This window comes from Serratia sp. PF-27, assembly GCF_030053255.1.
In the GTDB taxonomy this organism is placed as follows: Bacteria; Pseudomonadota; Gammaproteobacteria; order Enterobacterales; family Enterobacteriaceae; genus Serratia; species Serratia bockelmannii.
Genome location: NZ_JASGBT010000018.1, coordinates 42,527 through 67,119, shown reverse-complemented (window position 1 = coordinate 67,119; position 24,593 = coordinate 42,527). Strand labels below are relative to the sequence as shown.

The following is a 24,593-nucleotide window of genomic DNA, read 5'->3' as shown; positions in this document are numbered from 1 at the left end:
CACGGAACAGCAGGTCACGAGATGGACAGATTTAATCAATACCGCGTATTCGTGCAGGTGGCGGAAATGGGCAGCTTTATCCGGGCTGCCCACGCGCTGGAGGTGCCGCGCGCCTCGGTGTCCGCCGCCGTGCAACAACTGGAAACGCAGCTGGGCGTGCGCCTGCTGCACCGCACCACGCGGCAAGTGCGGCTGACCGCCGACGGCGAACAGCTGCTCGAGCGGCTGCGCCCGCTGCTGGCCGAGGTGGAAGACATCGATCAGTCGTTTCAGGCCAGCCAGCGGCAGGCCTCCGGGCGGCTCAGCGTCGACGTGCCGAGCCGCATCGCTCGCCGGTTGATCGCCCCGGCGCTGCCTAGCCTGTTGCGGCGCCACCCTCATCTGCAGCTGGTGCTCGGCTCCGCCGATCGCGCCATCGATCTGGTGCAGGAAGGGGTCGACTGCGCGGTGCGCGTCGGCGATCTGCACGACAGCAGCCTGGTGATGCGCCCGCTCGGCCATATCGCGCTGATCAACTGCGCCAGCCCCGCCTACCTGAGCGAATTCGGCCATCCACGCCAGCCCGGCGATCTCATCGAGGGGCACTGGAGCATCGGTTACGCCTCGCCCAAAACCGGCCGCGAATCCCCCTGGGAATACCTGACCGACGACGGCCATACGCAACGCCTCGAACTGCCCAGCCGGGTGGTGGTCAACAACGCCGAAAGCTATATCGCCTGCTGCCGCGCCGGGCTGGGGCTGATGCAAATCCCGCGCTACGACGTGCAACACCTGCTCGACGCCGGTGAACTGGTGGAAGTCCTGCCCGGTTACCGCGCCGCCTCCATGCCGATCGCCCTGATCTACCCCCATCGCCGCCAGCGATCGCGCCGCCTGGCGGTGTTTCATGAGTGGTTTGAAAGCCTGCTGCAGCCGCATCTGGAGCGCTGATTGCACATTTAGCGCTATACTTTGTTTAATAACGCTTATAATTCAAGCGGTCAGACTGTTAAAGCCCGCATAACCCATAGGCTTTTACGCCGCGCGGGTGTACAACGAAAGGTATCGGGCGGAGAGATTTTCGATGCGGCGCAGTGTGATCGCCCCAACATATCATTGCGTTATCCGAATGATACTATGGAACCAAAAGCGCCAGGCGGGTAAACGGAACGCCTGCTAACCCTTTTTAATCGGCATGTTTATGGAAGGAGTATTCTTATGGCTTACAAACACATACTGATCGCGGTGGACCTATCCCCGGAAAGCAAGATCCTGGTAGAAAAAGCCGTCTCGATGGCGCGGCCGTACAACGCTAAGGTTTCTCTGATCCACGTCGATGTCAACTATTCCGACCTCTATACTGGCCTGATCGACGTCAATCTCGGCGACATGCAAAAACGCATCTCCGAGGAAACCCATCAGGCGCTGACCGAGCTGTCGCAGAACGCCGGCTACCCGATCACCGAGACCCTGAGCGGCAGCGGCGATCTGGCGCAGGTATTGGTCGATGCCATCAAGAAATACGACATGGACCTGGTACTGTGCGGCCACCATCAGGACTTCTGGAGCAAGCTGATGTCTTCCGCTCGCCAGCTGATCAATACCGTGCACATCGATATGCTGATCGTGCCGCTGCGCGACGAAGAAGACGAATAAAGTAAGCGCTTGCTAACTTAACTACCCAACGCCCGCGCCCTGCGGGCGTTTTTCATGCCGCCACGCCGATTAATCGCTTGATAATCAACCGCCCTCCGATGATATAGTCGCTAAAGACACAACATCCTCCCCCGGGCATCATCGACACCCAAATCTATAAGAAATAGCGGGGGAAATTTAATGCGAAAAGGAGTTATCCATGGAATATGCCGTATCGGTAGAGTCTTTCCTGTCCTCGTTACAACGCCATAACCCCCACCAGCCGGAATATCTGCAGGCGGTGCGCGAAGTGTTCACCTCGCTGTGGCCGTTTATCGAGCGCAACCCGCGCTATCGCGAACAGGCGCTGCTGGAACGCCTGGTAGAGCCCGAGCGCATCATTCAGTTCCGCGTCAGCTGGGTGGACGATCGCGGCCAGGTGCAGGTCAACCGCGCCTTCCGCGTGCAGTTCAACTCGGCCATCGGCCCCTACAAGGGCGGCATGCGCTTCCACCCGTCGGTAAACCTGTCGATCCTGAAGTTCCTCGGCTTTGAGCAGACCTTCAAGAATGCGCTGACTACCCTGCCGATGGGCGGCGGCAAAGGCGGCTCCGATTTCGATCCGAAGGGCAAAAGCCAGGGCGAGATCATGCGCTTCTGCCAGGCGCTGATGACCGAGCTGTACCGCCATCTGGGGCCGGACACCGACGTGCCGGCCGGCGACATCGGCGTCGGCGGCCGTGAAGTCGGCTTTATGGCCGGCATGATGAAGAAACTGTCCAACAACACCGCCTGCGTATTTACCGGCAAAGGGCTCTCCTTCGGCGGCAGCCTGATCCGCCCCGAGGCGACCGGCTACGGCCTGGTGTACTTTACCGACGCCATGCTGCAGCGCCACGGCCTGGGCTTTGAGGGCATGCGGGTGGCGGTGTCCGGTTCCGGCAACGTGGCGCAGTACACCATCGAGAAAGCGCTGGAGCTGGATGCGCGCGTGATCACCGTGTCGGATTCCGGTGGCACCCTGGTGGACGAAGACGGCTTCACCACCGAGAAGCTGGCGCACCTGGCGGAGATCAAAAACCAGCGTTACGGCCGGGTGGCGGACTACGCCCGCGAACGCGGTCTGACCTACCTGGCGGGCCAGCAGCCGTGGAACGTGCCGGTGGATATCGCCCTGCCGTGCGCCACCCAGAACGAACTGGATCTCGAGGCGGCGCAGACGCTGATCCGCAACGGGGTGAAGGCGGTAGCGGAAGGCGCCAACATGCCGACCACCATCCAGGCCACCGACGCCTTCCTCGACGCCGGCGTGCTGTTCGCGCCCGGCAAGGCGGCCAACGCCGGCGGCGTGGCCACGTCGGGGCTGGAGATGGCGCAAAACGCCGCGCGCATCGGCTGGCGGGCGGAAAAAGTGGATGTACGTTTACAACATATCATGGCGGATATTCACCATGCCTGCGTGGAATACGGCGGCGAGGGCAAGCAAACCCACTATGTACACGGCGCGAATATCGCCGGTTTCGTCAAGGTCGCGGAGGCGATGCTGGCCCAAGGCGTGCTGTAATCCGTCGTAAAGGTGATCTTGTTCACACATCGATTAAATGCTTCAATGCCGGCCTCTGCGCCGGCATTTTTTTATGCCTTCACGCCATCAGAATGATGCAAATTAGTTAAATAAAAGTTAATAAATAGTTATTTATTACCATTTGATTGGTAGTAAATTTACCACCATCAAATAATTAAACATTTATTTAACACTAAATACGCCAATATTTTACTTAAATGTGCGCAGATCACATTTCATTAACTTCAGCTACGCCCCCTCTTCCATTCCTTTGTAATCTGCAGCGGTGGAAAAACCGCCACCCCTACAGATAAAAAAAGGTACAGCTAATGAAATTTAACCTCGCATTATTAAATGCATGTGTGGTTTCTGCGTGCATGTTATCGACAACACCTGTGTTCGCCGCTGATAAGTATGAGATTGCCGTAGTCGCTAAAGTGACCGGCATCCCGTGGTTCAACCGCATGGAAGTGGGCGTCAACGAAGCGGCGAAAAAACTCGACGTCAACGCCTACCAGACCGGCCCTTCTACGCCGGATCCGGCCGCGCAGGTCAAGGTGATTGAGGATCTGATCGCCAAGAACGTCAACGCCATCATCGTGGTGCCGAACGACGCCAAGGTGCTGGAACCGGTGCTGAAAAAAGCGCGCGACAAAGGCATTGTGGTGCTGACCCATGAATCCCCGGACCAGCAGATCGGCCAGTGGGACATCGAGACCATCGACAGCGAGAAATACGCGCAGGCCAACGTCGATGAGCTGGCGAAAGACATGGGCGGCAAAGGCGGCTATGCGATCTACGTCGGTTCGCTGACCGTGCCGCTGCACAACGCCTGGGCCGACTTCGCCATCAAATACCAGAAAGAAAAATACCCGGACATGTTTGAAGTCACCTCGCGCTTGCCGGTGGCGGAAAGCATCGACAAATCCTACGCCACCACGCTGGATCTGATGAAAACCTATCCGCAGATGAAGGGCATCATCGGCTTCGGTTCGCTCGGCCCGATCGGCGCCGGCCAGGCGGTGGCCAAGAAACGCGCCAAGGACAAAATCGCGGTGGTGGGCATCGCCATGCCGGCGCAGGCCGCCCCTTACCTGATGCGTGGCGACATCAAGAAAGCGCTGCTGTGGGATCCGAAAGACGCCGGTTATGCGCTGGTGACGGTGGCCGACCAGCTGTTGCAGGGCAAGGAAGTGAATAAGGACCTGTCGATTGAGGGCCTCGGTAAGGCCGACGTCGATATGGAACACAAAGTGATTCGGTTTAATAAGATTTTGGAAGTGACCAAAGACAACGCCAAATCGCTCGGATTCTGATTTTTCGCGTAATTTCGCCACACCGGGAAAGAAGTTAAACCCTCGTAGGGGCGCAGCGTTGCTGCGCCCAGGGCTTCGGCCGCTACGCAAGCACAGGTTAACGTTATGACAGCCTCCCCCGCATTTATCACCCTGGAGAATATCAGCAAGCGATTCCCAGGCGTGCTGGCATTAGACCAGATCAACCTGACGCTGAATAAAGGCGAAGTGCACTGCCTGGCCGGGCAAAACGGCTGCGGCAAAAGCACCATTATTAAAATCATCTCCGGCGTCTATCAGCCGGAAAAAGGCGCCAACATTTCGCTGGAAGGCAAACTCTTCCACGCCCTGACGCCGCAGCTGTCCGGTTATTACGGCATACAGGTGATCTACCAGGACCTGTCGCTGTTCCCTAACCTGACGGTGGCGGAAAACATCGCTATCCACCGTTACCTGCCCGGCGGCCACTTCTGGGTGCGCAAGCGGGTGATGCGCCAGACGGCGCTGGACGCCATGGCACGGGTCGGCGTACACATCGATCCCGATAAAAAGGTGGAAAAATTGTCGATCGCCGATCGGCAGCTGGTGGCGATTTGCCGCGCCATCGCCGCCGAAGCGCGGTTGGTTATCATGGACGAACCGACCGCCTCGCTGACCCGCCAGGAAGTCGACGGCCTGCTGCGGGTGGTTAACGAACTGAAGGCGGCCGGCATCTGCGTGGTGTTCGTCAGCCACAGATTGGATGAAGTGATGGAAGTCGCCGATCGCATCAGCGTAATGCGCGACGGCAAGCTGGTGGGCACCTGGCCGGCCAGCGAACTGGACAGCCATGAACTGGCGTTCCTGATGACCGGCCAACGCTTCCATTACAGCCCGCTGCCCCCGCTGCCGCCGGCTGAACAAGCGCCGCTGCTCGAGGTGCGCAACCTCAGCCGCGGCGAAAAATACCGCAACGTCAATCTGGCGCTGCGCGGCGGCGAGATCGTCTCGATCGTCGGCCTGCTCGGCGCCGGCCGCACCGAACTGTGCCTCAGCCTGTTCGGCATGACGCGGCCGGACAGCGGCGAGATCCGCATCGAGGGCCGCACGGTGCAGCTGCACAGCAACCGCGAAGCGGTGCGCCACGGCATCGGCTATGTGTCGGAAGATCGCCTGACGCAGGGGTTGATCATGGAGCAATCGATCTACGACAACACCATCGTCACCGTCTTCGATCGGCTGCATACCTCGCTCGGGCTGCTGGATCACGCCAAGGCGACCGAGCTGGTCAACCGGCTGATCCGCGATTTGAACATCAAGGTGTCCGACAGCGCATTGCCGGTGAAAACCCTGTCCGGCGGCAACGCCCAACGTATCGCCATCGCCAAATGGGTGGCGACCCAGCCGAAGATCCTGATCCTCGACTCGCCTACCGTCGGCGTGGACATCGCCAACAAAGAGGGGATCTACCAGATCGCTCGCGATCTGGCGCAGCTGGGCATGGCGGTGCTGATGATCTGCGACGAGATCCCGGAAGCCTATTACAACAGCCATCGGGTGATGGTGATGCGCAAGGGCGAACTGATCGCCGAATTCGCGCCGCACCAGAGTACCGAACAACAGATCGCCGAGGTGGTGAATGGATAAGTCATTATTGGCCCGCCTGGCCGGGCGGCACGAGTTTTATCTCGGCCTGTTGGTGCTGCTGCTGGCGATCGGCCTAAGCGCCGGCACCGATGAGTTTCTGACGCTCGGCAACCTGACCGACGTCGCCACCAGCTACGCCATTCTCGGCATTCTGGCCTGCGGGCTGTTCGTGGTGCTGATCGCCGGCGGCATCGACATTTCGTTCCCGGCGGTCACCGCCATCGCCCAGTATGTGATGGCCAGTTGGGTGATCCAGCACGGCGGCAGCTTCCCGCTGGCGTTCGCCCTGGCGATCGGCGTCGGCCTGCTGCTCGGGCTGGTGAACGGTTTCCTGGTGTACTGGCTGAAGGTGCCGGCGATCATCATCACCATCGCTACCCTTAACCTGTTCTACGGCCTGCTGGTGTACGCCACCAACGGCACCTGGCTGTACGGCTTCCCGGACTGGTTCATGAACGGCATCAACTGGTTCTCGTTCCAGGGCGCCGACGGTTACGACTACGGCCTGACGCTGCCGCTGCTGTGCCTGCTGGCGACCATCGTCGTCACCGGCGTGCTGATGAACCGCACCCGGCTGGGGCGCCAGATCTACGCCATGGGCGGCAACCGCGACGCGGCGTCGCGCCTGGGGTTGAACCTGCTGCGGCTGCACTTCTGCGTCTACGGCTATATGGGCATTCTGGCCGGCGTCGCGGCGGTAGTGCAGGCGCAGATCACCCAGTCGGTGGCGCCCAACTCGCTGCTCGGCTTCGAGCTGACGGTATTGGCGGCGGTGGTGCTGGGCGGCACCAGCATGAGCGGCGGCCGCGGATCGTTGACCGGCACCCTGCTCGGCGTGGTGCTGCTGGCCTTCCTGCAAAATGGGCTGACGCTGCTCAGCGTCTCGGCCTATTGGCACCAGGTGTTCAGCGGCGCGATCATTTTGATCAGCATCAGCACCACCGCCTGGAACGAAAAACGCAAGCTGCTCAAGGAGATCTGACATGACGCAGTTAACTCGGTTGATCCCAAGCGATCGGATCATTCGTCTGCAGGGCGCGATCATCATCGCGGTGGCGCTGCTGTTCGCCGGTCTGCTCGGATCGCGCTTCTTCAGCCTCGGCAACTTCCAGTCGATCGCCTCGCAGCTGCCGATCCTCGGCCTGCTGGCGCTCGGCATGGGCATCACCATGCTGACCGGCGGCATCAATCTGTCGATCATCGCCGGCGCCAACGCCTGTTCGCTGGTGATGGCGGCGATCATCGTCAGCCATCCCGACCAGCCGCTGTTCCTGGTGCTGGCGCTGCTGGCCGGCCTGCTGGTGGCGGTGGCGATCGGCGCACTGAACGGAGTACTGGTGGCCTGGATCGGCGTTTCGCCCATCCTCGCCTCGCTCGGCACCATGACCCTGATCACCGGCCTGAATATCCTGCTGTCCAACGGCGCGGTGATCTCCGGCTTCCCGGCGGCGATTCAATTTCTTGGCAATGGCGCCGTACTCGGCGTGCCGGTGGCGCTGATCCTGTTCCTGCTGGTAGCGGTCGGGCTGTGGCTGCTGCTGGAGCACACCACGCTGGGCCGCAGCCTGTACCTGATCGGCTCCAACGAGCAGGCCACCCGCTTCAGCGGCGTGAACACCGCGCGGGTGCAGATCGCGGTGTATATCCTGTCGGCGCTGCTCGGCTGGGGCGCCGCCCTGCTGATGATGGCCAAGTTCAACTCGGCCAAGGCCGGCTACGGCGAATCTTATCTGCTGGTGACCATTCTGGCCTCGGTGCTGGGCGGCATTAACCCGGACGGCGGTTTCGGCCGTATTCTGGGGCTGGTGCTGGCGCTGATCGTGCTGCAAATGTTGGAAAGCGGCCTCAATCTGCTGGGGGTCAGCAGCTACCTGACCATGGCCCTGTGGGGCGGCGTGCTGATCCTGTTTATCGCGTTACAGAATCGAAAAGCCTGAGGAGAAAATAATGGCAAGCTATTTTATTGGCGTAGATGTGGGCACCGGAAGCGCGCGCGCAGGCGTATTCGATCTCAACGGCCGCATGGTAGGCCAGGCCAGCCGGGCCATCGATCTGTACCGGCCGAAGGCGGATTTCGTCGAGCAGTCGTCGGATAACATCTGGCAGGCGGTGTGCAATGCGGTGCGCGACGCGGTCAACCAGGCCGACATCAACCCGATCCAGGTCAAGGGGTTGGGCTTCGACGCCACCTGTTCGCTGGTGGTGCTGGATAAAGAGGGCAAGCCGCTGACCGTCAGCCCCTCCGGCCGTACCGAACAGAACATCATCGTGTGGATGGATCACCGGGCGATCGCCCAGGCCGAGCGCATCAACGCCACCAAACACCGGGTGCTGGACTTCGTCGGCGGCATTATCTCGCCGGAGATGCAGACGCCGAAACTGCTGTGGCTGAAACAGCACATGCCCACCACCTGGGCCAACGCCGGCTACCTGTTCGATCTGCCGGACTTCCTCACCTGGCGCGCCACCCAGGACGCCACCCGTTCGCTGTGCTCGACGGTGTGCAAGTGGACCTATCTCGGCCACGAGCAGCGTTGGGACAAGAGCTACTTCCAGCAGATCGGGCTGGAAGACGTGCTGGAACACGACGCGGCCAAGATCGGCAGCGACGTTAAAATGATGGGCGAGCCGCTGGGCCACGGCCTGACTCAGCGCGCCGCCAGCGAGATGGGGCTGATCGCCGGCACGGCGGTGAGCGTATCGATAATCGATGCCCACGCCGGCACCCTCGGCACGCTGGGCGCCACCGGCGTCTCCGGCGAGGTGGCCGACTTCAACCGCCGCGTCGCGCTGATCGGCGGCACCTCCACCGGTCATATGGCGATGTCGCGCACCGCGCGCTTTATCGGCGGCGTCTGGGGGCCGTATTACTCGGCGATCCTGCCGGAATACTGGCTGAACGAGGGCGGCCAGTCTGCCACCGGCGCGCTGATCGACCACGTCATCCAGTCGCACCCGTGCTACCCGGAGCTGCTGGCGCAGGCGAAAACCCAGGGGCAGACCATCTATGAGGTGCTGAACGCCATTCTGCGCCGCATGGCCGGCGAGCCGGAGAATATCGCCTTCCTGACGCAGGACATTCACATGCTGCCGTACTTCCACGGCAACCGCTCGCCGCGCGCCAACCCGACGCTGACCGGCATCCTGACCGGGCTGAAGCTGTCGCGCACGCCGGAGGATATGGCGCTGCACTACCTGGCCACCATTCAGGCCATCGCGCTCGGCACCCGCCACATCATCGAAACCATGAACCACAGCGGCTACAGCATCGACACCATCATGGCCAGCGGCGGCGGCACCAAGAACCCGATCTTCGTGCAGGAGCACGCCAACGCCACCGGCTGCGCCATGCTGCTGCCGGAGGAAAGCGAAGCGATGCTGCTCGGCGGTGCGATGATGGGCACCGTGGCGGCGGGCGTGTTCGACACCTTGCCGGAGGCGATGAGCGCCATGAGCCGCATCGGCAAGACGGTGACGCCGCAGACCAACCAGATAAAAAGCTACTACGACCGCAAATACCGGGTGTTCCATGAGCTGTACAACGACCACATGAAATACCGCCAGCTGATGCAGGAGGAGGCGTGATGCAGCAGGAGTGGCGGCAGGCCGTGCAGGGTTGGCAAACCTACAGCCAGGAGCTGGCGCAGCTGGGCGAGCGCCTCGACGCGCGCACCTGGCAACGGCTGCTGGCGCTGCTGACCGACTGCCGCGGTAAAATCGCCGTCACCGGCGTCGGCACCTCGGGGATTGCGGCGCGCAAGATAGCCCACATGCTGGCCTGCGTGGAACGGCCGGCGGTCTACCTCGACGCCACCGGCGCGGCGCACGGCGATCTGGGTTTTCTGCGCGCCGACGATCTGCTGATCCTGATCTCGCGCGGCGGCAATTCCGACGAGCTGACCCGCCTGCTGCCGACGCTGCAGGCCAAGGGGGTGACGCTGATCGCGGTGACGGAAAACCCGCACTCCGCCATCGCGCAGGCGGCGCAGCTAACGATCGCCACCGGGGTGCAAAAGGAGATAGATCCGCTGAACATGCTGGCCACCACCTCAATTGTGCTGGTGCTGGCGATCTTCGACGCCGCCTGCGCCTGCCTGATGGCGCGCAGCGGTTACGACAAGGAGACCCTGCTGGCGGTGCATCCGGGCGGCGGCGTGGGGAAAAGCTTGCGGGAGGAAAACTGAGGGCCCGACACGGCGGGCCCGGCTGACATTACAGCGGCATGTAGATATCGAAACGGTGGCTTTTGGTCAGCGTGGCGGCGTGCGCCGGCACGTCGGCCAGCGGCGGCGCGTAGTCCGGGCGTTTCACCACCACGCGCTTGGTCGCCAGGCGGCGCGCCGGCTCCAGCAGGCCGTCGGCGTCATCGTCGCTGCCCACCAGCGATTGAAACACCCGCATCTCTTTCTTCACCAGCGCGCTTTTTTGCTTGTGCGGGAACATCGGATCGAGATACACCACCTCGGGGCGCGGGCTGAGATCCGCCAGCGCCGTCAGGCTGGAGGCGTGCAACAGCGTCAGGCGCTCGCGCAGCCACGGGCCGATTTCCGCATCCTGATAGCCGCGCTGCAGTCCGTCGTCCAGCAACGCCGCCACCACCGGATTGCGCTCCAGCATCCGCACCCGGCAGCCCAGCGCCGCCAGCACGAAGGCGTCGCGCCCCAGCCCGGCAGTAGCGTCCACCACGTCCGGCAGGTAGCTGCCCTTGATGCCGACCGCCTTGGCCACCGCCTCGCCGCGGCCGCCGCCGAAACGGCGCCGGTGCGCCATGGTGCCGGTGACGAAGTCGACATAGATCCCGCCGAGCTTCGGCTCGTCGCGCTTACGCAGCTCCAGCCGCTGCGGGGTCAGTACCAGCGCCATCGGCGCGTCGTCGTCGGACGTCAGCTGCCAGCGCTGCGCCAAAACAGACAAGGCGCCGGGATCGGCGCCTGCTTCACACAATAAACACACGCTCACGTGTCGGGTTATCCTTTAATGCCGTAATGGCGCAGCATAGCATCCAGCTGCGGCTCGCGGCCACGGAAGCGTTTGAACAGCGTCATCGGCTCTTCCGACCCGCCGCGCGACAGGATGTTGTCGAGGAAGGATTTGCCGGTTTCGGCGTTGAAAATCCCCTCTTCTTCGAAGCGCGAGTAGGCGTCAGCCGACAGCACTTCCGCCCACAGATAGCTGTAGTAACCCGCCGCGTAGCCGCCGGCGAAGATGTGGCTGAAGGCGTGCGGGAAGCGGCCCCAGCTCGGCGAAGGCACCACCGCCACCATTTTCTTCACTTCCGCCAGCGTCGGCAGGATCTGCGCGCCTTTTTCCGGGCTGTATTCGAAGTGCATGCGGAAATCGAACAGGCCGAACTCCAGCTGGCGCAGGATGAACAGCGCCGCCTGGTAATTCTTGGCCGCCAGCAGCTTGTCGAGCATGGCCTTCGGCAGCGGCTCGCCGCTCTGGTAATGGCCCGAGATAAACGCCAGCGCTTCCGGCTCCCAGCACCAGTTTTCCATAAACTGGCTCGGCAGTTCGACCGCATCCCACGGCACCCCGTTGATACCGGAGACGCCGGCGGTATCGATCTGCGTCAGCATGTGGTGCAGACCGTGGCCGAACTCGTGGAACAGCGTGGTCACTTCGTTATGGGTGAACAGCGCCGGCTGGTCGCCCAGCGGACGGTTGAAGTTGCAGGTCAGGTAAGCGACCGGTTTTTGCAGCGTGCCGTCGGCCTTGCGCAGGCTGCCGACGCAGTCGTCCATCCAGGCGCCGCCGCGTTTGTTTTCGCGGGCGTACAGATCGAGGTAGAAGCTGCCGCGCAGCTCGCCGTCGGCGTCGAACAGATCGAAGAAGCGCACGTCCGGATGCCAGGTCTCCACGTCTTTACGCTCTTTGGCGGTGATGCCGTAGATGCGTTTCACCACTTCGAACAGCCCTTCCACCACCCGCTGTTCCGGGAAGTACGGGCGCAGCTGCTCGTCGCTGATGGAGAACAGGTGCTGCTTCTGTTTTTCGCCGTAGTAGGTGATGTCCCAGGCTTCAAGCTCGTCCACGCCATAGTGCTGTTTGGCGAAGGCGCGCAGCTGTGCCAGCTCCTGCTCGGCCTGCGGGCGGGCGCGTTTGGCCAGATCGCTCAGGAAGCCGATCACCTGCTCCGGGCTTTCCGCCATCTTGGTCGCCAGCGACTTGTCGGCGTAGGTGTCAAAGCCCAGCAGCTGAGCCAGCTCATGGCGCAGCGCCAGCGTTTCCGCCATCACTTCGCTGTTGTCCCATTTGCCGGCGTTCGGCCCCTGATCGGAGGCGCGCGTGGCGAAGGCGCGGTACATCTCTTCGCGCAGCGCGCGGTTGTCGGCGTAGGTCAACACCGGCAGGTAGCTCGGCATGTCCAACGTCAGCAGCCAGCCGTCCTGCTCTTTGGCCTGCGCCATCGCCTGTGCCTGCGCCAGGGCGCTCTCCGGCAGGCCGCTCAGCTCGGCTTCGTCGGTAATCAGCTTGCTCCAGCCCATGGTGGCGTCGAGCACGTTGTTGCTGTAGGTGGAACCCAGTTCGGACAGGCGCGCGACGATCTCGCCGTAGCGCTGCTGCTTATCCGCCGACAGGCCGATGCCCGACAGCTCGAAGTCGCGCAGCGCGTTGTCCACCGCCTTGCGCTGCGGCACGCTCAGCGCCTCGAACGCCGCGCCGTCTTTCAGGCTGCGGTAGGCCTGGTACAGCCCTTCGTGCTGGCCAACCCAGGTGCCGTACTCGGACAGCAACGGCAGCGCCTGCTCATAGGCGGCGCGCAGCTCCGGGCTGTTTTTCACCGAGTTCAGGTGCCCGATCGGCGACCAGATGCGCGACAGGCGATCGTCCGACTCCGCCAACGGCTGACACAAATTGTCCCAGGTGAACGGCCCCGGCTGCGCGACCACGCGCTCTACCGCGGCGCGGCAGTCCGCCAGCGCGGATTGCACCGCAGGCACGATATCTTCAGGGCGGATCGCCGAGAACGGCGGCAGGGAAAACGGGGTCAGCAACGGATTTGTCATAGGGCAGTCCTGATTAGCGTTGGGGCCCGCCACGGGGGCGAGCCTTAAAATGCGTATGAATCTCTAACATGGAGCCAGGCAACAGGAAAATCAATGCCCGGCGTTGATCGTTCGTGCCTTAAACGGCGCGTTGGCGAATGCGTACGGCCAGCGCCGCCAGCTGTTCGTCGTCGGCGCGCGCGGCGTCGTGGGAGGAAATGTAGCCTTCGTAACGCGCGAAAAACTTCGGCGAGGTCGATTCGATCGGCCGCCACTGATCCAGCGACGCGGTGCCGTGCAGCGGGATCAGTTTGGCATGCACATGGTCAACGCCGTAGCCCTCGAACACCATGCCGCAGCGACCGACGTCGTCGAATGCGCGATCCAGCTGCTTTGCCACACGCTTGGTCGCCAGCATCAACGCGCTCAGCACCTCGTCCGGCAGGTCAAAGGCGTAGCTCGGGTGGTGCGCCTTGGGGATCACCACGCTGAAGCCGTCGGTGTTGGGAAAGATGGACAGGAACGCCAGATGGTCGTCGTCTTCCCAGATTTTATGGCACGGCGCCTTGCCCGCCACGATGTCGCAAAAAATGCAGCTCATCCTTTCTCCTTGTGATTCACAGCGTTTCAACCCGTTCGAATTCTTCGAACACCAGCCACATGTCCGGCGCAAAGCGCCCCTCGCGGGTAAAGAATGCCTGATGCCCCTCGCGCCAAAACGCCAGGCTTTTGTCGCCTTCGCCCTCTTTGGCCGCCATCTCGGCGGTCACCTGGTCGTAGCGCACCAGGCGCAGCGCCAGCGTTCTGATCACGCAGGCCGGTTCGCCGCGGCCATCGAGAACGATGTTGTAATCGCCGATGCTCGGGGTTTGTTCCCGACGATAGCTCGCATAGGAACTGCAGGTGGCGGTTTTATCCCCGCTCAGCACCAATCCCAGCAGTTCGTCGGCTAACGCGGGGCCGTCGCCGAACGCCCAGCGCGCCGCGTCGGGGTAATTCGCCAAAATCGCCTGTTTGCTCATCGTCCTGTCCCTTTCTGTTAACGTCTGCGGCAACGGAGTCCGGTTTTTCCCGGCCAGACAGTTTATACTGTGCAGATTATAAGCCTTATTGCATTGAATGCTCCGTCTGTGGAGCACAAGGAACCGCCACCCGCCATGTTAAGTTATCGCCACAGTTTCCACGCCGGCAACCACGCCGACGTGCTCAAACACACCGTTCAGAGCCTGATCATCGAGTCGCTGAAGGAAAAAGAGAAGCCGTTCCTGTATCTGGATACCCACTCGGGCGCGGGCCGTTATCAGCTCAGCGGCGAACACGCCGAGCGCACCGGCGAATACCTGGAAGGCATCGGCTTGCTGTGGCAGCGCGACGATCTGCCGGAAGAGCTGGCGGCCTACATGAGCGTGGTGCACAACTTCAACCGTTCCGGCACGCTGCGCTACTATCCCGGTTCGCCGCTGATCGCCCGCCAGCTGCTGCGCCCGCAGGACAAAATCCACCTGACCGAGCTGCACCCGAGCGACTACCCGCTGCTGCGCAGCGAGTTCCAGAAAGACGAACGCGCCAAAGTGCAGCGCGCCGACGGCTATCAGCAGCTGAAATCCCAGCTGCCGCCCCTGTCGCGCCGCGGCCTGATCCTGATGGATCCGCCGTATGAAATGAAGACCGATTACCAGGACGTGGTGAAAGGCATTCAGGAAGGCTACAAGCGCTTTGCCACCGGCACCTACGCGCTGTGGTACCCAGTGGTGATGCGCCAGCAGATCAAACGCATGCTGCGCGATCTGGAAGCCACCGGCATTCGCCGCATTCTGCAGATCGAACTGGCGGTGAAACCCGACAGCGATCAGCGTGGCATGACCGCTTCCGGCATGATCGTCATCAACCCGCCGTGGAAGCTGGAACAGCAGATGAAAAACGTGCTGCCGTGGCTGCACAAGGTGCTGGTGCCGTCGGGCATCGGTCACCATCTGGTGAACTGGGTGGTACCGGAATAATCCCCAGCAGGGCGCGGTTTGCCGCGCCCTGCGTCCACCTATCGCAGCCATCGACGCAATCTTTGCGACAAACCCCGGTCAGGCGTTAAACTCTTACCCTCTTCAAATTCACAACTCATGGAAATCCCAGATGACGAAACATTACGATTATCTAGCAATTGGCGGCGGCAGCGGCGGTATCGCATCGATCAACCGGGCAGCCATGTACGGCCAAAAGTGTGCGCTGATTGAAGCCAAAGAGCTGGGCGGCACCTGTGTAAACGTGGGTTGTGTACCGAAAAAAGTCATGTGGCACGCGGCGCAGATCGCCGAGGCCATCCATCAGTACGGCCCGGACTACGGCTTCGACACCACCGTCAACGCCTTCGACTGGAAGAAGCTGGTCGCCAACCGCACCGCCTATATCGACCGCATTCACAACTCCTACGATAACGTGCTGGGCAAGAACAAGGTCGACGTGATCAAAGGCTTCGCGCGCTTCGTGGATGCGCACACCGTGGAGGTGAACGGCGAGACCATCACCGCCGACCACATCCTGATCGCCACCGGCGGCCGCCCGAGCCATCCGGCTATTCCGGGTGCGGAATACGGCATCGACTCCGACGGCTTCTTTGAGCTGGACGCCATGCCGAAACGCGTCGCCGTAGTCGGCGCCGGCTATATCGCCGTGGAGATCGCCGGCGTGCTGAACGCGCTCGGCGCGGAAACGCACCTGTTCGTGCGCAAGCACGCGCCGCTGCGCAGCTTCGATCCGATGATCGTCGAAACCCTGGTGGAAGTAATGAACACCGAAGGGCCGAGCCTGCACACCGAATCGGTGCCGAAAGCGATCGTCAAGAACGCCGACGGCAGCCTGACGCTGCAGCTGGAAAACGGCAAAGCATTCACCGTCGACTGCCTGATTTGGGCCATCGGCCGCGAACCGGCGACCGACAACCTGAACCTCGGCGTCACCGGGGTGAAAACCAACGAGCAAGGCTACATTGACGTCGATAAGTTCCAGAACACCAACGTCAAAGGCATCTACGCCGTGGGCGACAACACCGGCGCGGTAGAGCTGACCCCGGTCGCCGTGGCCGCCGGCCGCCGCCTGTCCGAGCGCCTGTTCAACAACAAGCCGGACGAGCACCTGGATTACAGCAACATCGCCACCGTGGTATTCAGCCACCCGCCGATCGGCACCGTCGGCCTGACCGAGCCGGAAGCCATCGAGAAATTCGGCGCGGACAACGTGAAGGTGTACAAATCCTCCTTCACCGCCATGTACAGCGCCGTGACGCAGCACCGTCAGCCGTGCCGCATGAAGCTGGTGTGCGCGGGTAAAGAAGAGAAGATCGTCGGCCTGCACGGCATCGGCTTCGGCATGGATGAAATCCTGCAGGGCTTCGCGGTGGCAGTGAAGATGGGCGCCACCAAGAAGGACTTCGACAACACCGTAGCGATCCACCCGACCGCGGCGGAAGAGTTCGTCACCATGCGCTGAGGCGCAACCTCGCCGGGTTTCGGCGCGTAACAGGCCAGGCGCGAAAGCGTCTGGCTTTTTTTATTTATCTCGCTCGCCTCACGGCGCCCGGCGGTAATGATCGCGAAGAAACACCGGCAAATCGTTCGCCGGCGAGGCGAAGGGTACTTGATAGAGCATATCGCCGACAAAACCGCGATGATAGGTCGCGTGGTTGACGACATGCAGCACGATTTCCTGGCGCGTCATCCGGCCTTCCCCCCCGCCGACGAACTCGAAATGTACCACCTGCGCCAGCGCCTCGGGTGACCAGCTGTCCACCTGTTCGATATACCAGCGGTCCATTTCCTCCACCGCGCACCGCAAGTCGTCAAGCGCAGGCGTTTGCTCGGTGTTGCGCGCCGTGTAGCCGTGCTTGCGACCTTGCAGATGGTGCCTGAAGATATCGTCCACCACATACACATGATTCAAGGTATGCACCATATTGCCGAAACGGGTCGGGCGCTGCCGTAAGGCTTCACCGGCCGGCAAGGACATCACGGTGTCAAAGGTCAGCGCATTCGCCCACGCTTTGTAACGTACCAGCATTTTCAACGTTTCGGTGACCGTCGTCGGCTGCGTAATATCAGCTTCGACGGGGGTATCGTTTGGTGGCATCGCAGACATACTGTTCACTCCTTATCATCGGATGAAAATCGATATTCCGTTCAGCCGCACACAGTGCGGCGACGCGTTCTACGCCGTGCCAATCCCTTGCAGCCGCCCTTCGACCTGAGTGCGCGTATTGCCGCCCACCCAAATCCGGCCGCTCTCGTCGCGGGTGATATGCACGCGCCCGTTGCGCCCACGGCAGCGGCCCTGGGCGGCGATATAGCCACCGCTGACCACGCCGCTTGCGAACAACCACTGGGCCAGCGAGGCATTGAGGCTGCCGGTGACCGGATCTTCGACGATAGCGCCAAGATGATCGCTCAAAAAGGCGCGAACTTCGAAGGCTGCGTCACCATCGGCATGTGGGCCGACGACACCAATGTCCACTCTGCGCGGCCAGCTTCTCGCCGGCGTCAGGGAAAGTACCCGCTCAGCGCTGGCCAGCCGGATCCCCAGCCACCCCGGACCGTTATCGATCCAGGCGGCATCGAGCGCCTCCTCAGGCGCGATACCTAAAAACTGCAGCGCGTCGGCCAACGTCTCTTCTGAGGGCGCCCCGGAGCGAATCAACGGCGGCGCGGCAAAACACAGCCGTCCTGCCTCGCGGCGAATGCTCACCAAGCCCGCCCCGCATTCCTGGATGATCTCCGCCCTATTGCGCGGCATCCCCTCCGCAGTGAGCCAGGCATGACAACTGCCCAGCGTCGGGTGTCCGGCAAACGGCATTTCACGATCCAGGGTGAATATCCGCACCCGGTAATCCGCCTGGGGGTGCGTCGGCGGCAGCAAAAAGGCCGTCTCCGACAGGTTGAACCAACGCGTCAAACACTGCATGTCTTCCGTCGACAACGCTCCGGCGCCCGTGATCACCGCCAACGGATTGCCGGCAAGCGGCCCGGCGCCAAAGACATCCACCATCTGCATGCCAAAAACCATCGCTTCTCTCCTCAGGTTAACGCCGGGCGTTCATTACCCCCGCGATATCAACAGCTGCAGGCCCGCCAAAGCGAACAGCAGCGCAAGCGTTCCTTCAATCCAGCGCCTCACCCGGGTGTAAAACGCGATCATCGGCGCCGTTGAGAACAGCAGGGCATACCCCCCGAAAATCGTCACGCCGAGCAGCGCGCAACCGCCAATAATTGCCGGTAAAACCTGCTCAGGCGCGCCTTGCCGCAATCCCAGCGACATGATCGCCATCCAGGACATGATGGCCTTGGGATTGCCGAGGTGCATCAGCACGCCCTGCCGATAAAGCGCCCGATAAGGCCGCGCATCGCGCCCTGCGGCCATGCCCGGCGCCGCAGCGGACGTCCGTAACGCGGACTTTCCAGCGCGCAGCGCCAGATACAGCATATACACGCCGCCAACGATTTTGATGGTCCACAGCGCCTGCGCATACGTGGCCAACACGGCGGAAAGGCCGGTCGCGGCCAACATCGCCCAGCACAGCGATCCGGTCATCACGCCGGCGGCCAGCACCAATGCGGGCCTGCGGCCGTCACGCATCGCCACGCCCATGATCGCCATGTTGCTGGGGCCGGGGCTGGCGGTAGCGAGGAGATAGGCACCGTAAACCAATGCAAGCTGACTGACCATCATGGAAAAACTCCGCTGGCCCGCCTTACGGCCGAGCCGTTGTTGAAAACGCCGGGACTCCTCACCAACATAGTATGTGTTACACTTTTCGCCTATTTAAATAGTGTCACGTGACACTATATTCTTTCTCCGGAGAGCGACCATGCGGCTTCAATCCCCCTGGCAACCCCGCCTGGCCAACGTGGAAGCCACTACCGTCGAACGGCTGGTGCTGGCGTTGGCTGACGACATTATCGAGGGCAAGCTGCAAGGAGGCGATCGTTTGCCGGCACACCGCCCCCTCGCCTGGCAATTGGCGATCGGTCTGGGCACGGTGACCAAAGCCTACGCCATCCTGGAACGACGCGGGCTGGTCCGCAGCGTGAAGGGGCGCGGGATGTTCGTGGCGATCCGCCGCGCCCGTGAAGAACGTGAAATCGATCTCTCGTCCAATGCGCCGCCGGCGATGCTGACTGACCGTTTGCTGGCACGCACGCTGGCCGGCATCGCACGGAAAATGGATGCAGATCATCTGAACCTCTATTCCCCTCCGACCGGGCACTTGGAACATCGGCGTCTGTTGGCCCGCTGGCTGGAAAACGCCGGCGTCACGATCGAACCGTCGCACCTGGCGCTGACCAGCAATGCCCGTCAGGCGATTTCGTTGGCATTTGACCTGGCCTGCGGGCCACGCGGGACGATACTGACCGAGAGGCTGACCTACCCCGGCGCGATCGCGCTGGCCCGACGTAAAGGCCATCGCCTGATCGGCGTGGAGATCGATGCGCAAGGCATGGTGCCGCAGGCGCTGGCGAGCGCGCTCGAGCGCGTCTCCTCCGGCCATCTTGCGGTCTATCTGACACCGACGCTGCATAACCCGACGACCGCCACCATGAGCGCCGAGCGCAGGCGGGCTATCGTCGAGATATGCCGGCAGACGAATGTCTGGATCATCGAGGATGGCGTGTATGCCCTAGGGCATTCAGCAGTGCCTGCGCTCGCGACGTTGGCACCCGAGCGGGTGTTCCATGTCAATGGCCTGTCGAAAACGCTCGGCCCGGGGTTGCGGATCGGTATGCTGACTCTACCGCCCGACATGCAAACCGCGGCGGAAGAAGCCTTGCAAGATATTCCCTTCGCACCTTCGCCACTGTCTTGCGCCGTGGTGGGGGAGTGGTTGTCCAGCGGCGCAATCGAGGCGATACCGCAAGCGTTGCGCCATGAGGCTCAGCGAAGAGTGCATCTGGCTACCTCGATATTCGATGCCGACGAATGCGTATCGCATCCCGACGCTTACCATGTCTGGCTGCCGATGCCGCGCGAAACCGCCGAGTCTGTGGCCGCCGCCGCCGCGTTGGCGGGCGTTAAAGTCACGCCGCCGGCCGCGGTCATGGTCAATGACGGCGAAAGTGAATCGGGCATTCGCCTGTGCCTGGGTTCCCCCTCACTGGACGAGCTAACGGCAGGCCTGACGCAGCTGGCCCAGCTGTTGAAAGCACATCGGAACGGCTGACAAACGGAAGGGAAAGGTTACGCGCACGGGCCGACCGACCCAGACCTGTTCTTTTTGTGCGGTTTACTATTCCCTTCGCACCCGCCTGCTTTTTCTGCCATTATTCTGCCTGATAAATTAGCGGGACTGATACAACCTCCCCGCGCCTCTGGAGAACACCGATGCTGTTCAAACTATGCAAAACCCTTGCGATAGCCTGCGTGGCCCTGATTATCGCCCAGAGCAGCGCCCTCAGCTTTACCCTGGAAGTGGCGGGCAAGATCGACAACGTGACCGACCCGGTCAACAAAAGCTATCTGTTCACCGATAAACAACTGTTGGCGATGCCGGTGCGCAGCATCACCACCTCCACGTCCTGGACGCCGCAGAGAAAATTCGAAGGGATTTCGGTGGCCGATATCCTGGAGCGCGTCGGCGCCAAGGGCGAGACGCTGACCTTCTACGCGCTGAACGATTATTACATCGACGTGCCGCTGTCCGACGTCACGAAATACAACATGATCCTGGCCTACAAGATGGACGGGGAAATGCTGAAGCTCAGAAACTTCGGCCCGCTGTTCCTGGTGTACCCGCGTGACGCCGCCGGGCCTGAACTGAACTCGCCGTTGTACAATTCACGCTTTATCTGGCAAGTCGACAGGATCGTGATCAAATGAAGCTGACGACCTTTAAGAACGGCAGCAGGCTGGCGATCCCGGCTATCTTTGCCGCGCTGTTTTTAGTGGCTTCGACCGTCACGCTCTATTACTACAGCGCCACCCTGTCGAAGAAAGGGCTGTATGCCATCGCCGGCACGCAGGAGAACTACTCCTGGTCGATCGCCAAGTTCTCCATCAAGCTGGCGGAGTTCGACACGCTGGTCGAACAGCAAAGTCACGCGCCGCAGGTGGACAACGACAACCTGCGGCTGCGGTTCGAAATCCTCTATTCGCGTTTTTACGTGCTGGAAACCGTCTCCGAATCGACCCAGCCGCTGTACGCCGAGCCGGGCTACCCGGAAGTGGTCAAACAGATGCGCCTGCAGATGGATCGCATCGATAAGCTGCTGGACAGCCCGAAAATCGACTTCGACCAGGTTTTCGCGGCCATGAAGGCCATCAAGCCTTACTCCATCGAAATGGCCAACCTGACCGACCATGCCGAGGTGAAGCAGCGCACCGCCGCCTATGAGGACTACATCGAGAAGCGGCACATTATTTTCTATGGGCTGGTGATCGTCATGTTCTCGGTGATCGCGCTGATCGCCATCACCCTGATCGTGTTCCGCCAGCAGCGGCTGACCATTCGCCAACAGGCCAAGGCGATTGAGGCGGAGAAAGCGACGCGCACCAAAAACGCCTTCCTCGGCGCTATTGGCCACGAGCTGCGCACCTCATTGCAGAGCGTGATGTCGGCCATCGACGTGCTGGTGAATACCCGGGTGTCGGCAGAGCATGCGGACACCTTCCAGCGGCTGGAGACCGCCGCGCAGCAAATCGAAAGCCAGATGAAAGATCTGACCGACTACGCGCACCTCGACAGCGGCATGATGGAATTGCGCATCGTACCGTTCGACGCGCAGAAGCTGATCGCGGAGACCGCCAACGAAATCGCCACCCTGACCCGCAAAGAACAGGTCAAACTCAGCTGTGAAGTGGAATGCAGCCACCTGCTGGTGCACTCCGATCCGCTGCGCATCCGGCAGATTATCGTCAACCTGCTGACCAACGCCTACAAGTACACCGAAAGCGGCAGCATTACGCTGCACAGCTGCCTGCGCCGCCAACCGGGCGGCAGTTCGTTGATTATCGAAGTGACTGACACCGGCATCGGTATCGAAAAAGACCAGCTCGATCAGATCTTCAAGCCCTTTACCCAGTTGGATCAGTCGCATACCAAGCAGTACGCCGGCGTGGGGATGGGGTTGGCGATCGTGCACGGCCTGGTGACGTTGCTTAACGGCACCATCACGGTGTACAGCGAAATCAAGAAGGGCAGCACCTTTATCGTCAGCATTCCGGTGCAGATCAGTGAAGACGAACGTGCCGACGAGCCCGCCGCCGCCAATGCCTCTCTGCAGCATAAGCCGCAGCAGGTTCTGGTGGTGGATGACAACAAGTCGGTGGGTGACGCCTTTGCGGCGCTGCTGGACAAGCTGGGTTACCAGCACGAACTGTGCGACTCGCCGGAACGCGCACTGCAGAAGCTGCTCAGACGTCCTTACGATGCGCTGTTGCTGGATTTGCAGATGCCGGGCATCGACGGCGCTGCTCTGGCCAGGCAGCTGCGCAACCGTCGCGGCCCCAACCGCCATGTGCCGATCATCGGCATCAGCGCCTACACGCCGGAGCAGTTAACGGCGGATCAGCGCGCCCTGTTCGATAACTACCTGATGAAGCCGGTTCGACTGGATGCGCTGTCGAGCGCGCTGGCCGAGGTGTTCCCCGCTAAAGATTAAAACAGCGTTGCAGTGCGGCTTCGATCACATGGAGCCGCACCGGTTTTTCATAAGGGCCGAGCACGTCGTACTCGCGCATCGCCTGAGCGATTTCCGATTCGCGTCGGTCGGTGCCCAGTTCACCGGTCAGCACCAGTACCGGCGCGTCCGGATTGTCGGAGGCGCGGATGGTAGCGATACAGCGATCCGCCGTTTCCTCACCGATCAACCAGTCCACCACGTAACCGTCGAACAGGCTTTGCTGCAACGCCTGACAGAAACTGTCGACGTCGTAAAACGCCACCGCGTTGAACCCGCAGCCACCCAGATACTTGGCCAGTTCATCGGCCGCCTGATGCGAATCGTCCAATACCGCGATGCTCAGCCGCTCGTCGTCGCCGAAGCCGGGCCGGATTTCGATCAGATCGACGCCGTAACGCGGGCCTGCCGGCGCCTCATCGGTGCGATAGATATGCCACTGCCCTTCCACGCGCAGCGCCACAAATTCCGCCGGCCGCCCGGCAGGAAGCTCGTCGCCGATGTGCCCGACGCAAGGTATCGCCACCCCCGCCACGACAAAGATGGCATCGCGCGCCATGTTTGGCTCGGGAGTCTCGTGTTCGGCGCTCAAATCGGCGATCGCCGCCGGCGTTTCTCCGAGCGCGGCCGCGACGCTGTTGATCTGTTCCAGCGTCCAGGGGCTTTGCCCTTTCAGTTTGCGGTGCGCATGTGAAAAACTCAGATCCAAGATGCGGCTGAGCTCGCGGGCATGCTGACGTTTTCCAATCCCGTAATGTAAAAACAGCTCCCTGACCCGATTGGCAATCGACTGTGAATCGAATTTTTGGTGATTGTTATCCATTTGTTCCTTCGATTTTTTTTACTGATTTATCAGTCGTTTTGATTATTTCTGCTGAAAAAGCCACATCTAAAACTAGCATCTCATGCAATTATGCGTTAAAAACGTTGCTTGACATACCATGTTGCATCGTCAAACATGGTATCAAAAGAGACATACAGCAATACACTATAAAAAATAACACCAGCACGTTTTTTAATAATAACCATAGTAACACCAGGGAAAATTTGTTCCGTTGCCGCTACTGAGACGATGTCCACATCGCTCGGACTGCGCAAATCAAACGGGGCTTGAGCCTTTAGCGCTAATCTGTTTTACCCACTTTTAAGCCGGGATCCGTCAGGGTCCCGGTTTTTTATTGCCCTGGCGCCGCGCCATCATACGGACTCACCCCACAGCCGCAAATAAAAACGGAGCCGGCATGCCGGCTCCGTTGTCCTTGAGATCGCTGCTGAACGTCAGAAGCGCCAGGTGAAGCCGGCGTTGACGCTGTTGTCCTGATGGTTTTGCGACAGCAGTCCGCCGTAGCCCAGCGACAGCGTGGCATTCTCGTTCACCGCCACTTCCGCCCCTGCCTTCAACACCATGCCGTCACGCGACACCGGCACGCTGTCCACCACGAACGGCGCATTGCCGCCGTTGAACCGCAGCCCGGTGCCACGGTCCAGACCGCCGTACTGGTGCTGCCACCCCAGCTCGCTGCGCAGCGCCACCGTCGTGCCCGGGCTCACCTGCCACGCGGTGTCTGCACGCAGCCCCAGCGTCGACACCGTCGCGTCGGTATGCTGCTTGTCGCCGCGCAGTGCCGCCGCGCCGCCGCTTTCCGCGATGCCGTTGTTTTCGAAGTTCACGTACGCCAGGTTGACGAACGGCTCCAGGTTCAGCCATTCACCCTGCACGCCGTAGCCCGCTTCCGCGAACAGCTGTTCGGTGCGCGCGCTGTACTTCGCCGTGTCACGGTCCGACTGCATCCCGTAGTTCACCGACCGCTTGGTGTCGATGCGGTGCCAGGTGTAGCCCGCCCCGCCG

General features: G+C 61.5%; 23 protein-coding genes. 14 read left to right on the top strand and 9 right to left on the bottom strand.

The genetic code is table 11. From position 1 onward, the window contains the following. Nucleotides 1–21 precede the first annotated feature (21 nt). The 9 genes from QMZ29_RS10775 (at nt 22) to QMZ29_RS10735 (ending at nt 10,283) form a co-directional block, all read left to right on the top strand. Nucleotides 22–930 carry a LysR family transcriptional regulator gene (locus QMZ29_RS10775; RefSeq protein WP_049209143.1) on the top strand — a complete coding sequence of 303 codons (909 nt, stop codon included), beginning with the start codon at nt 22–24 and terminating at the stop codon, nt 928–930. A 267-nt stretch (nt 931–1,197) separates the two neighbouring features. Further along, a complete protein-coding gene (gene uspA / locus QMZ29_RS10770; RefSeq protein ID WP_004930988.1) occupies nt 1,198–1,635 on the top strand; it encodes a universal stress protein UspA in 438 nt (145 codons plus the stop codon). Nucleotides 1,636–1,834: 199 nt separating this feature from the next. After that, nucleotides 1,835–3,178: an NADP-specific glutamate dehydrogenase gene (gene gdhA, locus QMZ29_RS10765; protein WP_021505207.1), complete on the top strand. Its 1,344-nt coding sequence runs from the start codon at nt 1,835–1,837 to the stop codon at nt 3,176–3,178. Between the two features lie 329 nt (nt 3,179–3,507). After that, nucleotides 3,508–4,494 carry an autoinducer 2 ABC transporter substrate-binding protein gene (locus QMZ29_RS10760; RefSeq protein WP_025304608.1) on the top strand — a complete coding sequence of 329 codons (987 nt, stop codon included), beginning with the start codon at nt 3,508–3,510 and terminating at the stop codon, nt 4,492–4,494. A 105-nt stretch (nt 4,495–4,599) separates the two neighbouring features. Continuing rightward, a complete protein-coding gene (locus QMZ29_RS10755) occupies nt 4,600–6,099 on the top strand; it encodes a sugar ABC transporter ATP-binding protein (RefSeq protein WP_261427292.1) in 1,500 nt (499 codons plus the stop codon). Next, entirely contained in the window at nt 6,092–7,081 is a 990-nt protein-coding gene (locus QMZ29_RS10750; protein ID WP_015379367.1) for an ABC transporter permease, read from the top strand. The genes QMZ29_RS10755 and QMZ29_RS10750 overlap by 8 nt, the downstream gene beginning before the upstream one ends. 1 nt (nt 7,082) lies before the next feature. Then, nucleotides 7,083–8,036 carry an ABC transporter permease gene (locus QMZ29_RS10745; protein ID WP_025304610.1) on the top strand — a complete coding sequence of 318 codons (954 nt, stop codon included), beginning with the start codon at nt 7,083–7,085 and terminating at the stop codon, nt 8,034–8,036. A 10-nt stretch (nt 8,037–8,046) separates the two neighbouring features. Beyond that, the gene (locus tag QMZ29_RS10740; protein WP_025304611.1) at nt 8,047–9,684 is read left to right on the top strand and encodes an FGGY-family carbohydrate kinase; all 1,638 of its coding nucleotides are present in this window, start codon (nt 8,047–8,049) and stop codon (nt 9,682–9,684) included. After that, a complete protein-coding gene (locus tag QMZ29_RS10735) occupies nt 9,684–10,283 on the top strand; it encodes a KpsF/GutQ family sugar-phosphate isomerase (RefSeq protein WP_049294970.1) in 600 nt (199 codons plus the stop codon). The genes QMZ29_RS10740 and QMZ29_RS10735 overlap by 1 nt, the downstream gene beginning before the upstream one ends. A gap of 28 nt (nt 10,284–10,311) precedes the next feature. Here QMZ29_RS10735 and rsmJ read toward each other — a convergent pair whose 3' ends face one another. From rsmJ to QMZ29_RS10715, 4 genes are all read right to left on the bottom strand, one after another. Then, a complete protein-coding gene (gene rsmJ, locus QMZ29_RS10730; RefSeq protein WP_049273186.1) occupies nt 10,312–11,058 on the bottom strand; it encodes a 16S rRNA (guanine(1516)-N(2))-methyltransferase RsmJ in 747 nt (248 codons plus the stop codon). A gap of 8 nt (nt 11,059–11,066) precedes the next feature. Beyond that, a complete protein-coding gene (gene prlC / locus QMZ29_RS10725) occupies nt 11,067–13,109 on the bottom strand; it encodes an oligopeptidase A (protein ID WP_147823702.1) in 2,043 nt (680 codons plus the stop codon). A gap of 118 nt (nt 13,110–13,227) precedes the next feature. Beyond that, entirely contained in the window at nt 13,228–13,689 is a 462-nt protein-coding gene (locus QMZ29_RS10720) for an HIT family protein (RefSeq protein WP_122004533.1), read from the bottom strand. A gap of 16 nt (nt 13,690–13,705) precedes the next feature. Further along, complete coding sequence (locus tag QMZ29_RS10715; protein WP_261427297.1) at nt 13,706–14,110, bottom strand: ASCH domain-containing protein; 405 nt, start codon at nt 14,108–14,110, stop codon at nt 13,706–13,708. A 135-nt stretch (nt 14,111–14,245) separates the two neighbouring features. Here QMZ29_RS10715 and QMZ29_RS10710 point away from each other — a divergent pair, with 135 nt between their 5' ends. Continuing rightward, nucleotides 14,246–15,088: a 23S rRNA (adenine(2030)-N(6))-methyltransferase RlmJ gene (locus QMZ29_RS10710; protein WP_004931012.1), complete on the top strand. Its 843-nt coding sequence runs from the start codon at nt 14,246–14,248 to the stop codon at nt 15,086–15,088. A 130-nt stretch (nt 15,089–15,218) separates the two neighbouring features. Continuing rightward, on the top strand, nt 15,219–16,571 hold the full coding sequence (gene gorA, locus QMZ29_RS10705; protein WP_025304617.1) for a glutathione-disulfide reductase: 1,353 nt from the start codon (nt 15,219–15,221) through the stop codon (nt 16,569–16,571). A gap of 78 nt (nt 16,572–16,649) precedes the next feature. Here gorA and QMZ29_RS10700 read toward each other — a convergent pair whose 3' ends face one another. From QMZ29_RS10700 to QMZ29_RS10690, 3 genes are all read right to left on the bottom strand, one after another. Next, nucleotides 16,650–17,216 carry a DinB family protein gene (locus QMZ29_RS10700; RefSeq protein WP_261427298.1) on the bottom strand — a complete coding sequence of 189 codons (567 nt, stop codon included), beginning with the start codon at nt 17,214–17,216 and terminating at the stop codon, nt 16,650–16,652. Between the two features lie 69 nt (nt 17,217–17,285). After that, nucleotides 17,286–18,137 carry a PhzF family phenazine biosynthesis protein gene (locus QMZ29_RS10695; protein WP_060435210.1) on the bottom strand — a complete coding sequence of 284 codons (852 nt, stop codon included), beginning with the start codon at nt 18,135–18,137 and terminating at the stop codon, nt 17,286–17,288. 33 nt (nt 18,138–18,170) lie between these two features. After that, a complete protein-coding gene (locus tag QMZ29_RS10690; RefSeq protein ID WP_173889066.1) occupies nt 18,171–18,800 on the bottom strand; it encodes a LysE family translocator in 630 nt (209 codons plus the stop codon). Nucleotides 18,801–18,939: 139 nt separating this feature from the next. On the opposite strand from QMZ29_RS10690, the gene QMZ29_RS10685 reads away from it, so the two are divergent. The 3 genes from QMZ29_RS10685 (at nt 18,940) to QMZ29_RS10675 (ending at nt 22,726) form a co-directional block, all read left to right on the top strand. Further along, nucleotides 18,940–20,289, top strand: coding sequence for an aminotransferase-like domain-containing protein (locus QMZ29_RS10685; RefSeq protein ID WP_282980883.1), 1,350 nt, complete (start codon nt 18,940–18,942; stop codon nt 20,287–20,289). 161 nt (nt 20,290–20,450) lie between these two features. Then, on the top strand, nt 20,451–20,945 hold the full coding sequence (locus QMZ29_RS10680) for a putative pterin-binding protein (protein ID WP_049205620.1): 495 nt from the start codon (nt 20,451–20,453) through the stop codon (nt 20,943–20,945). Then, entirely contained in the window at nt 20,942–22,726 is a 1,785-nt protein-coding gene (locus tag QMZ29_RS10675) for an ATP-binding response regulator (protein ID WP_025304623.1), read from the top strand. Before QMZ29_RS10680 ends, QMZ29_RS10675 begins: the two co-directional genes overlap by 4 nt. Here QMZ29_RS10675 and QMZ29_RS10670 read toward each other — a convergent pair. Both QMZ29_RS10670 and QMZ29_RS10665 read right to left on the bottom strand, forming a co-directional pair. Next, entirely contained in the window at nt 22,716–23,567 is an 852-nt protein-coding gene (locus tag QMZ29_RS10670) for a helix-turn-helix domain-containing protein (protein ID WP_025304624.1), read from the bottom strand. The two genes, QMZ29_RS10675 and QMZ29_RS10670, sit on opposite strands and share 11 nt — an antisense overlap. Nucleotides 23,568–24,022: 455 nt before the next feature. Next, the coding region (locus tag QMZ29_RS10665; protein WP_283225774.1) for an autotransporter outer membrane beta-barrel domain-containing protein at nt 24,023–24,593 on the bottom strand (571 nt) is incomplete at its 5' end.

What these genes read in the sequence shown, in the direction of transcription:
- QMZ29_RS10690 (WP_173889066.1), bottom strand. Translation starts at nt 18,800, where the DNA reads ATGATGGTCAGTCAGCTTGCATTGGTTTACGGTGCCTATCTCCTCGCT.
- QMZ29_RS10775 (WP_049209143.1), top strand. Translation starts at nt 22, where the DNA reads ATGGACAGATTTAATCAATACCGCGTATTCGTGCAGGTGGCGGAAATG.
- QMZ29_RS10680 (WP_049205620.1), top strand. Translation starts at nt 20,451, where the DNA reads ATGCTGTTCAAACTATGCAAAACCCTTGCGATAGCCTGCGTGGCCCTG.
- uspA (WP_004930988.1), top strand. Translation starts at nt 1,198, where the DNA reads ATGGCTTACAAACACATACTGATCGCGGTGGACCTATCCCCGGAAAGC.
- QMZ29_RS10735 (WP_049294970.1), top strand. Translation starts at nt 9,684, where the DNA reads ATGCAGCAGGAGTGGCGGCAGGCCGTGCAGGGTTGGCAAACCTACAGC.
- QMZ29_RS10710 (WP_004931012.1), top strand. Translation starts at nt 14,246, where the DNA reads ATGTTAAGTTATCGCCACAGTTTCCACGCCGGCAACCACGCCGACGTG.
- QMZ29_RS10695 (WP_060435210.1), bottom strand. Translation starts at nt 18,137, where the DNA reads ATGGTTTTTGGCATGCAGATGGTGGATGTCTTTGGCGCCGGGCCGCTT.
- QMZ29_RS10720 (WP_122004533.1), bottom strand. Translation starts at nt 13,689, where the DNA reads ATGAGCTGCATTTTTTGCGACATCGTGGCGGGCAAGGCGCCGTGCCAT.
- QMZ29_RS10740 (WP_025304611.1), top strand. Translation starts at nt 8,047, where the DNA reads ATGGCAAGCTATTTTATTGGCGTAGATGTGGGCACCGGAAGCGCGCGC.
- QMZ29_RS10675 (WP_025304623.1), top strand. Translation starts at nt 20,942, where the DNA reads ATGAAGCTGACGACCTTTAAGAACGGCAGCAGGCTGGCGATCCCGGCT.
- QMZ29_RS10700 (WP_261427298.1), bottom strand. Translation starts at nt 17,216, where the DNA reads ATGTCTGCGATGCCACCAAACGATACCCCCGTCGAAGCTGATATTACG.
- QMZ29_RS10760 (WP_025304608.1), top strand. Translation starts at nt 3,508, where the DNA reads ATGAAATTTAACCTCGCATTATTAAATGCATGTGTGGTTTCTGCGTGC.
- QMZ29_RS10670 (WP_025304624.1), bottom strand. Translation starts at nt 23,567, where the DNA reads ATGGATAACAATCACCAAAAATTCGATTCACAGTCGATTGCCAATCGG.
- gorA (WP_025304617.1), top strand. Translation starts at nt 15,219, where the DNA reads ATGACGAAACATTACGATTATCTAGCAATTGGCGGCGGCAGCGGCGGT.
- QMZ29_RS10755 (WP_261427292.1), top strand. Translation starts at nt 4,600, where the DNA reads ATGACAGCCTCCCCCGCATTTATCACCCTGGAGAATATCAGCAAGCGA.
- QMZ29_RS10685 (WP_282980883.1), top strand. Translation starts at nt 18,940, where the DNA reads ATGCGGCTTCAATCCCCCTGGCAACCCCGCCTGGCCAACGTGGAAGCC.
- gdhA (WP_021505207.1), top strand. Translation starts at nt 1,835, where the DNA reads ATGGAATATGCCGTATCGGTAGAGTCTTTCCTGTCCTCGTTACAACGC.
- QMZ29_RS10715 (WP_261427297.1), bottom strand. Translation starts at nt 14,110, where the DNA reads ATGAGCAAACAGGCGATTTTGGCGAATTACCCCGACGCGGCGCGCTGG.
- QMZ29_RS10745 (WP_025304610.1), top strand. Translation starts at nt 7,083, where the DNA reads ATGACGCAGTTAACTCGGTTGATCCCAAGCGATCGGATCATTCGTCTG.
- QMZ29_RS10750 (WP_015379367.1), top strand. Translation starts at nt 6,092, where the DNA reads ATGGATAAGTCATTATTGGCCCGCCTGGCCGGGCGGCACGAGTTTTAT.
- prlC (WP_147823702.1), bottom strand. Translation starts at nt 13,109, where the DNA reads ATGACAAATCCGTTGCTGACCCCGTTTTCCCTGCCGCCGTTCTCGGCG.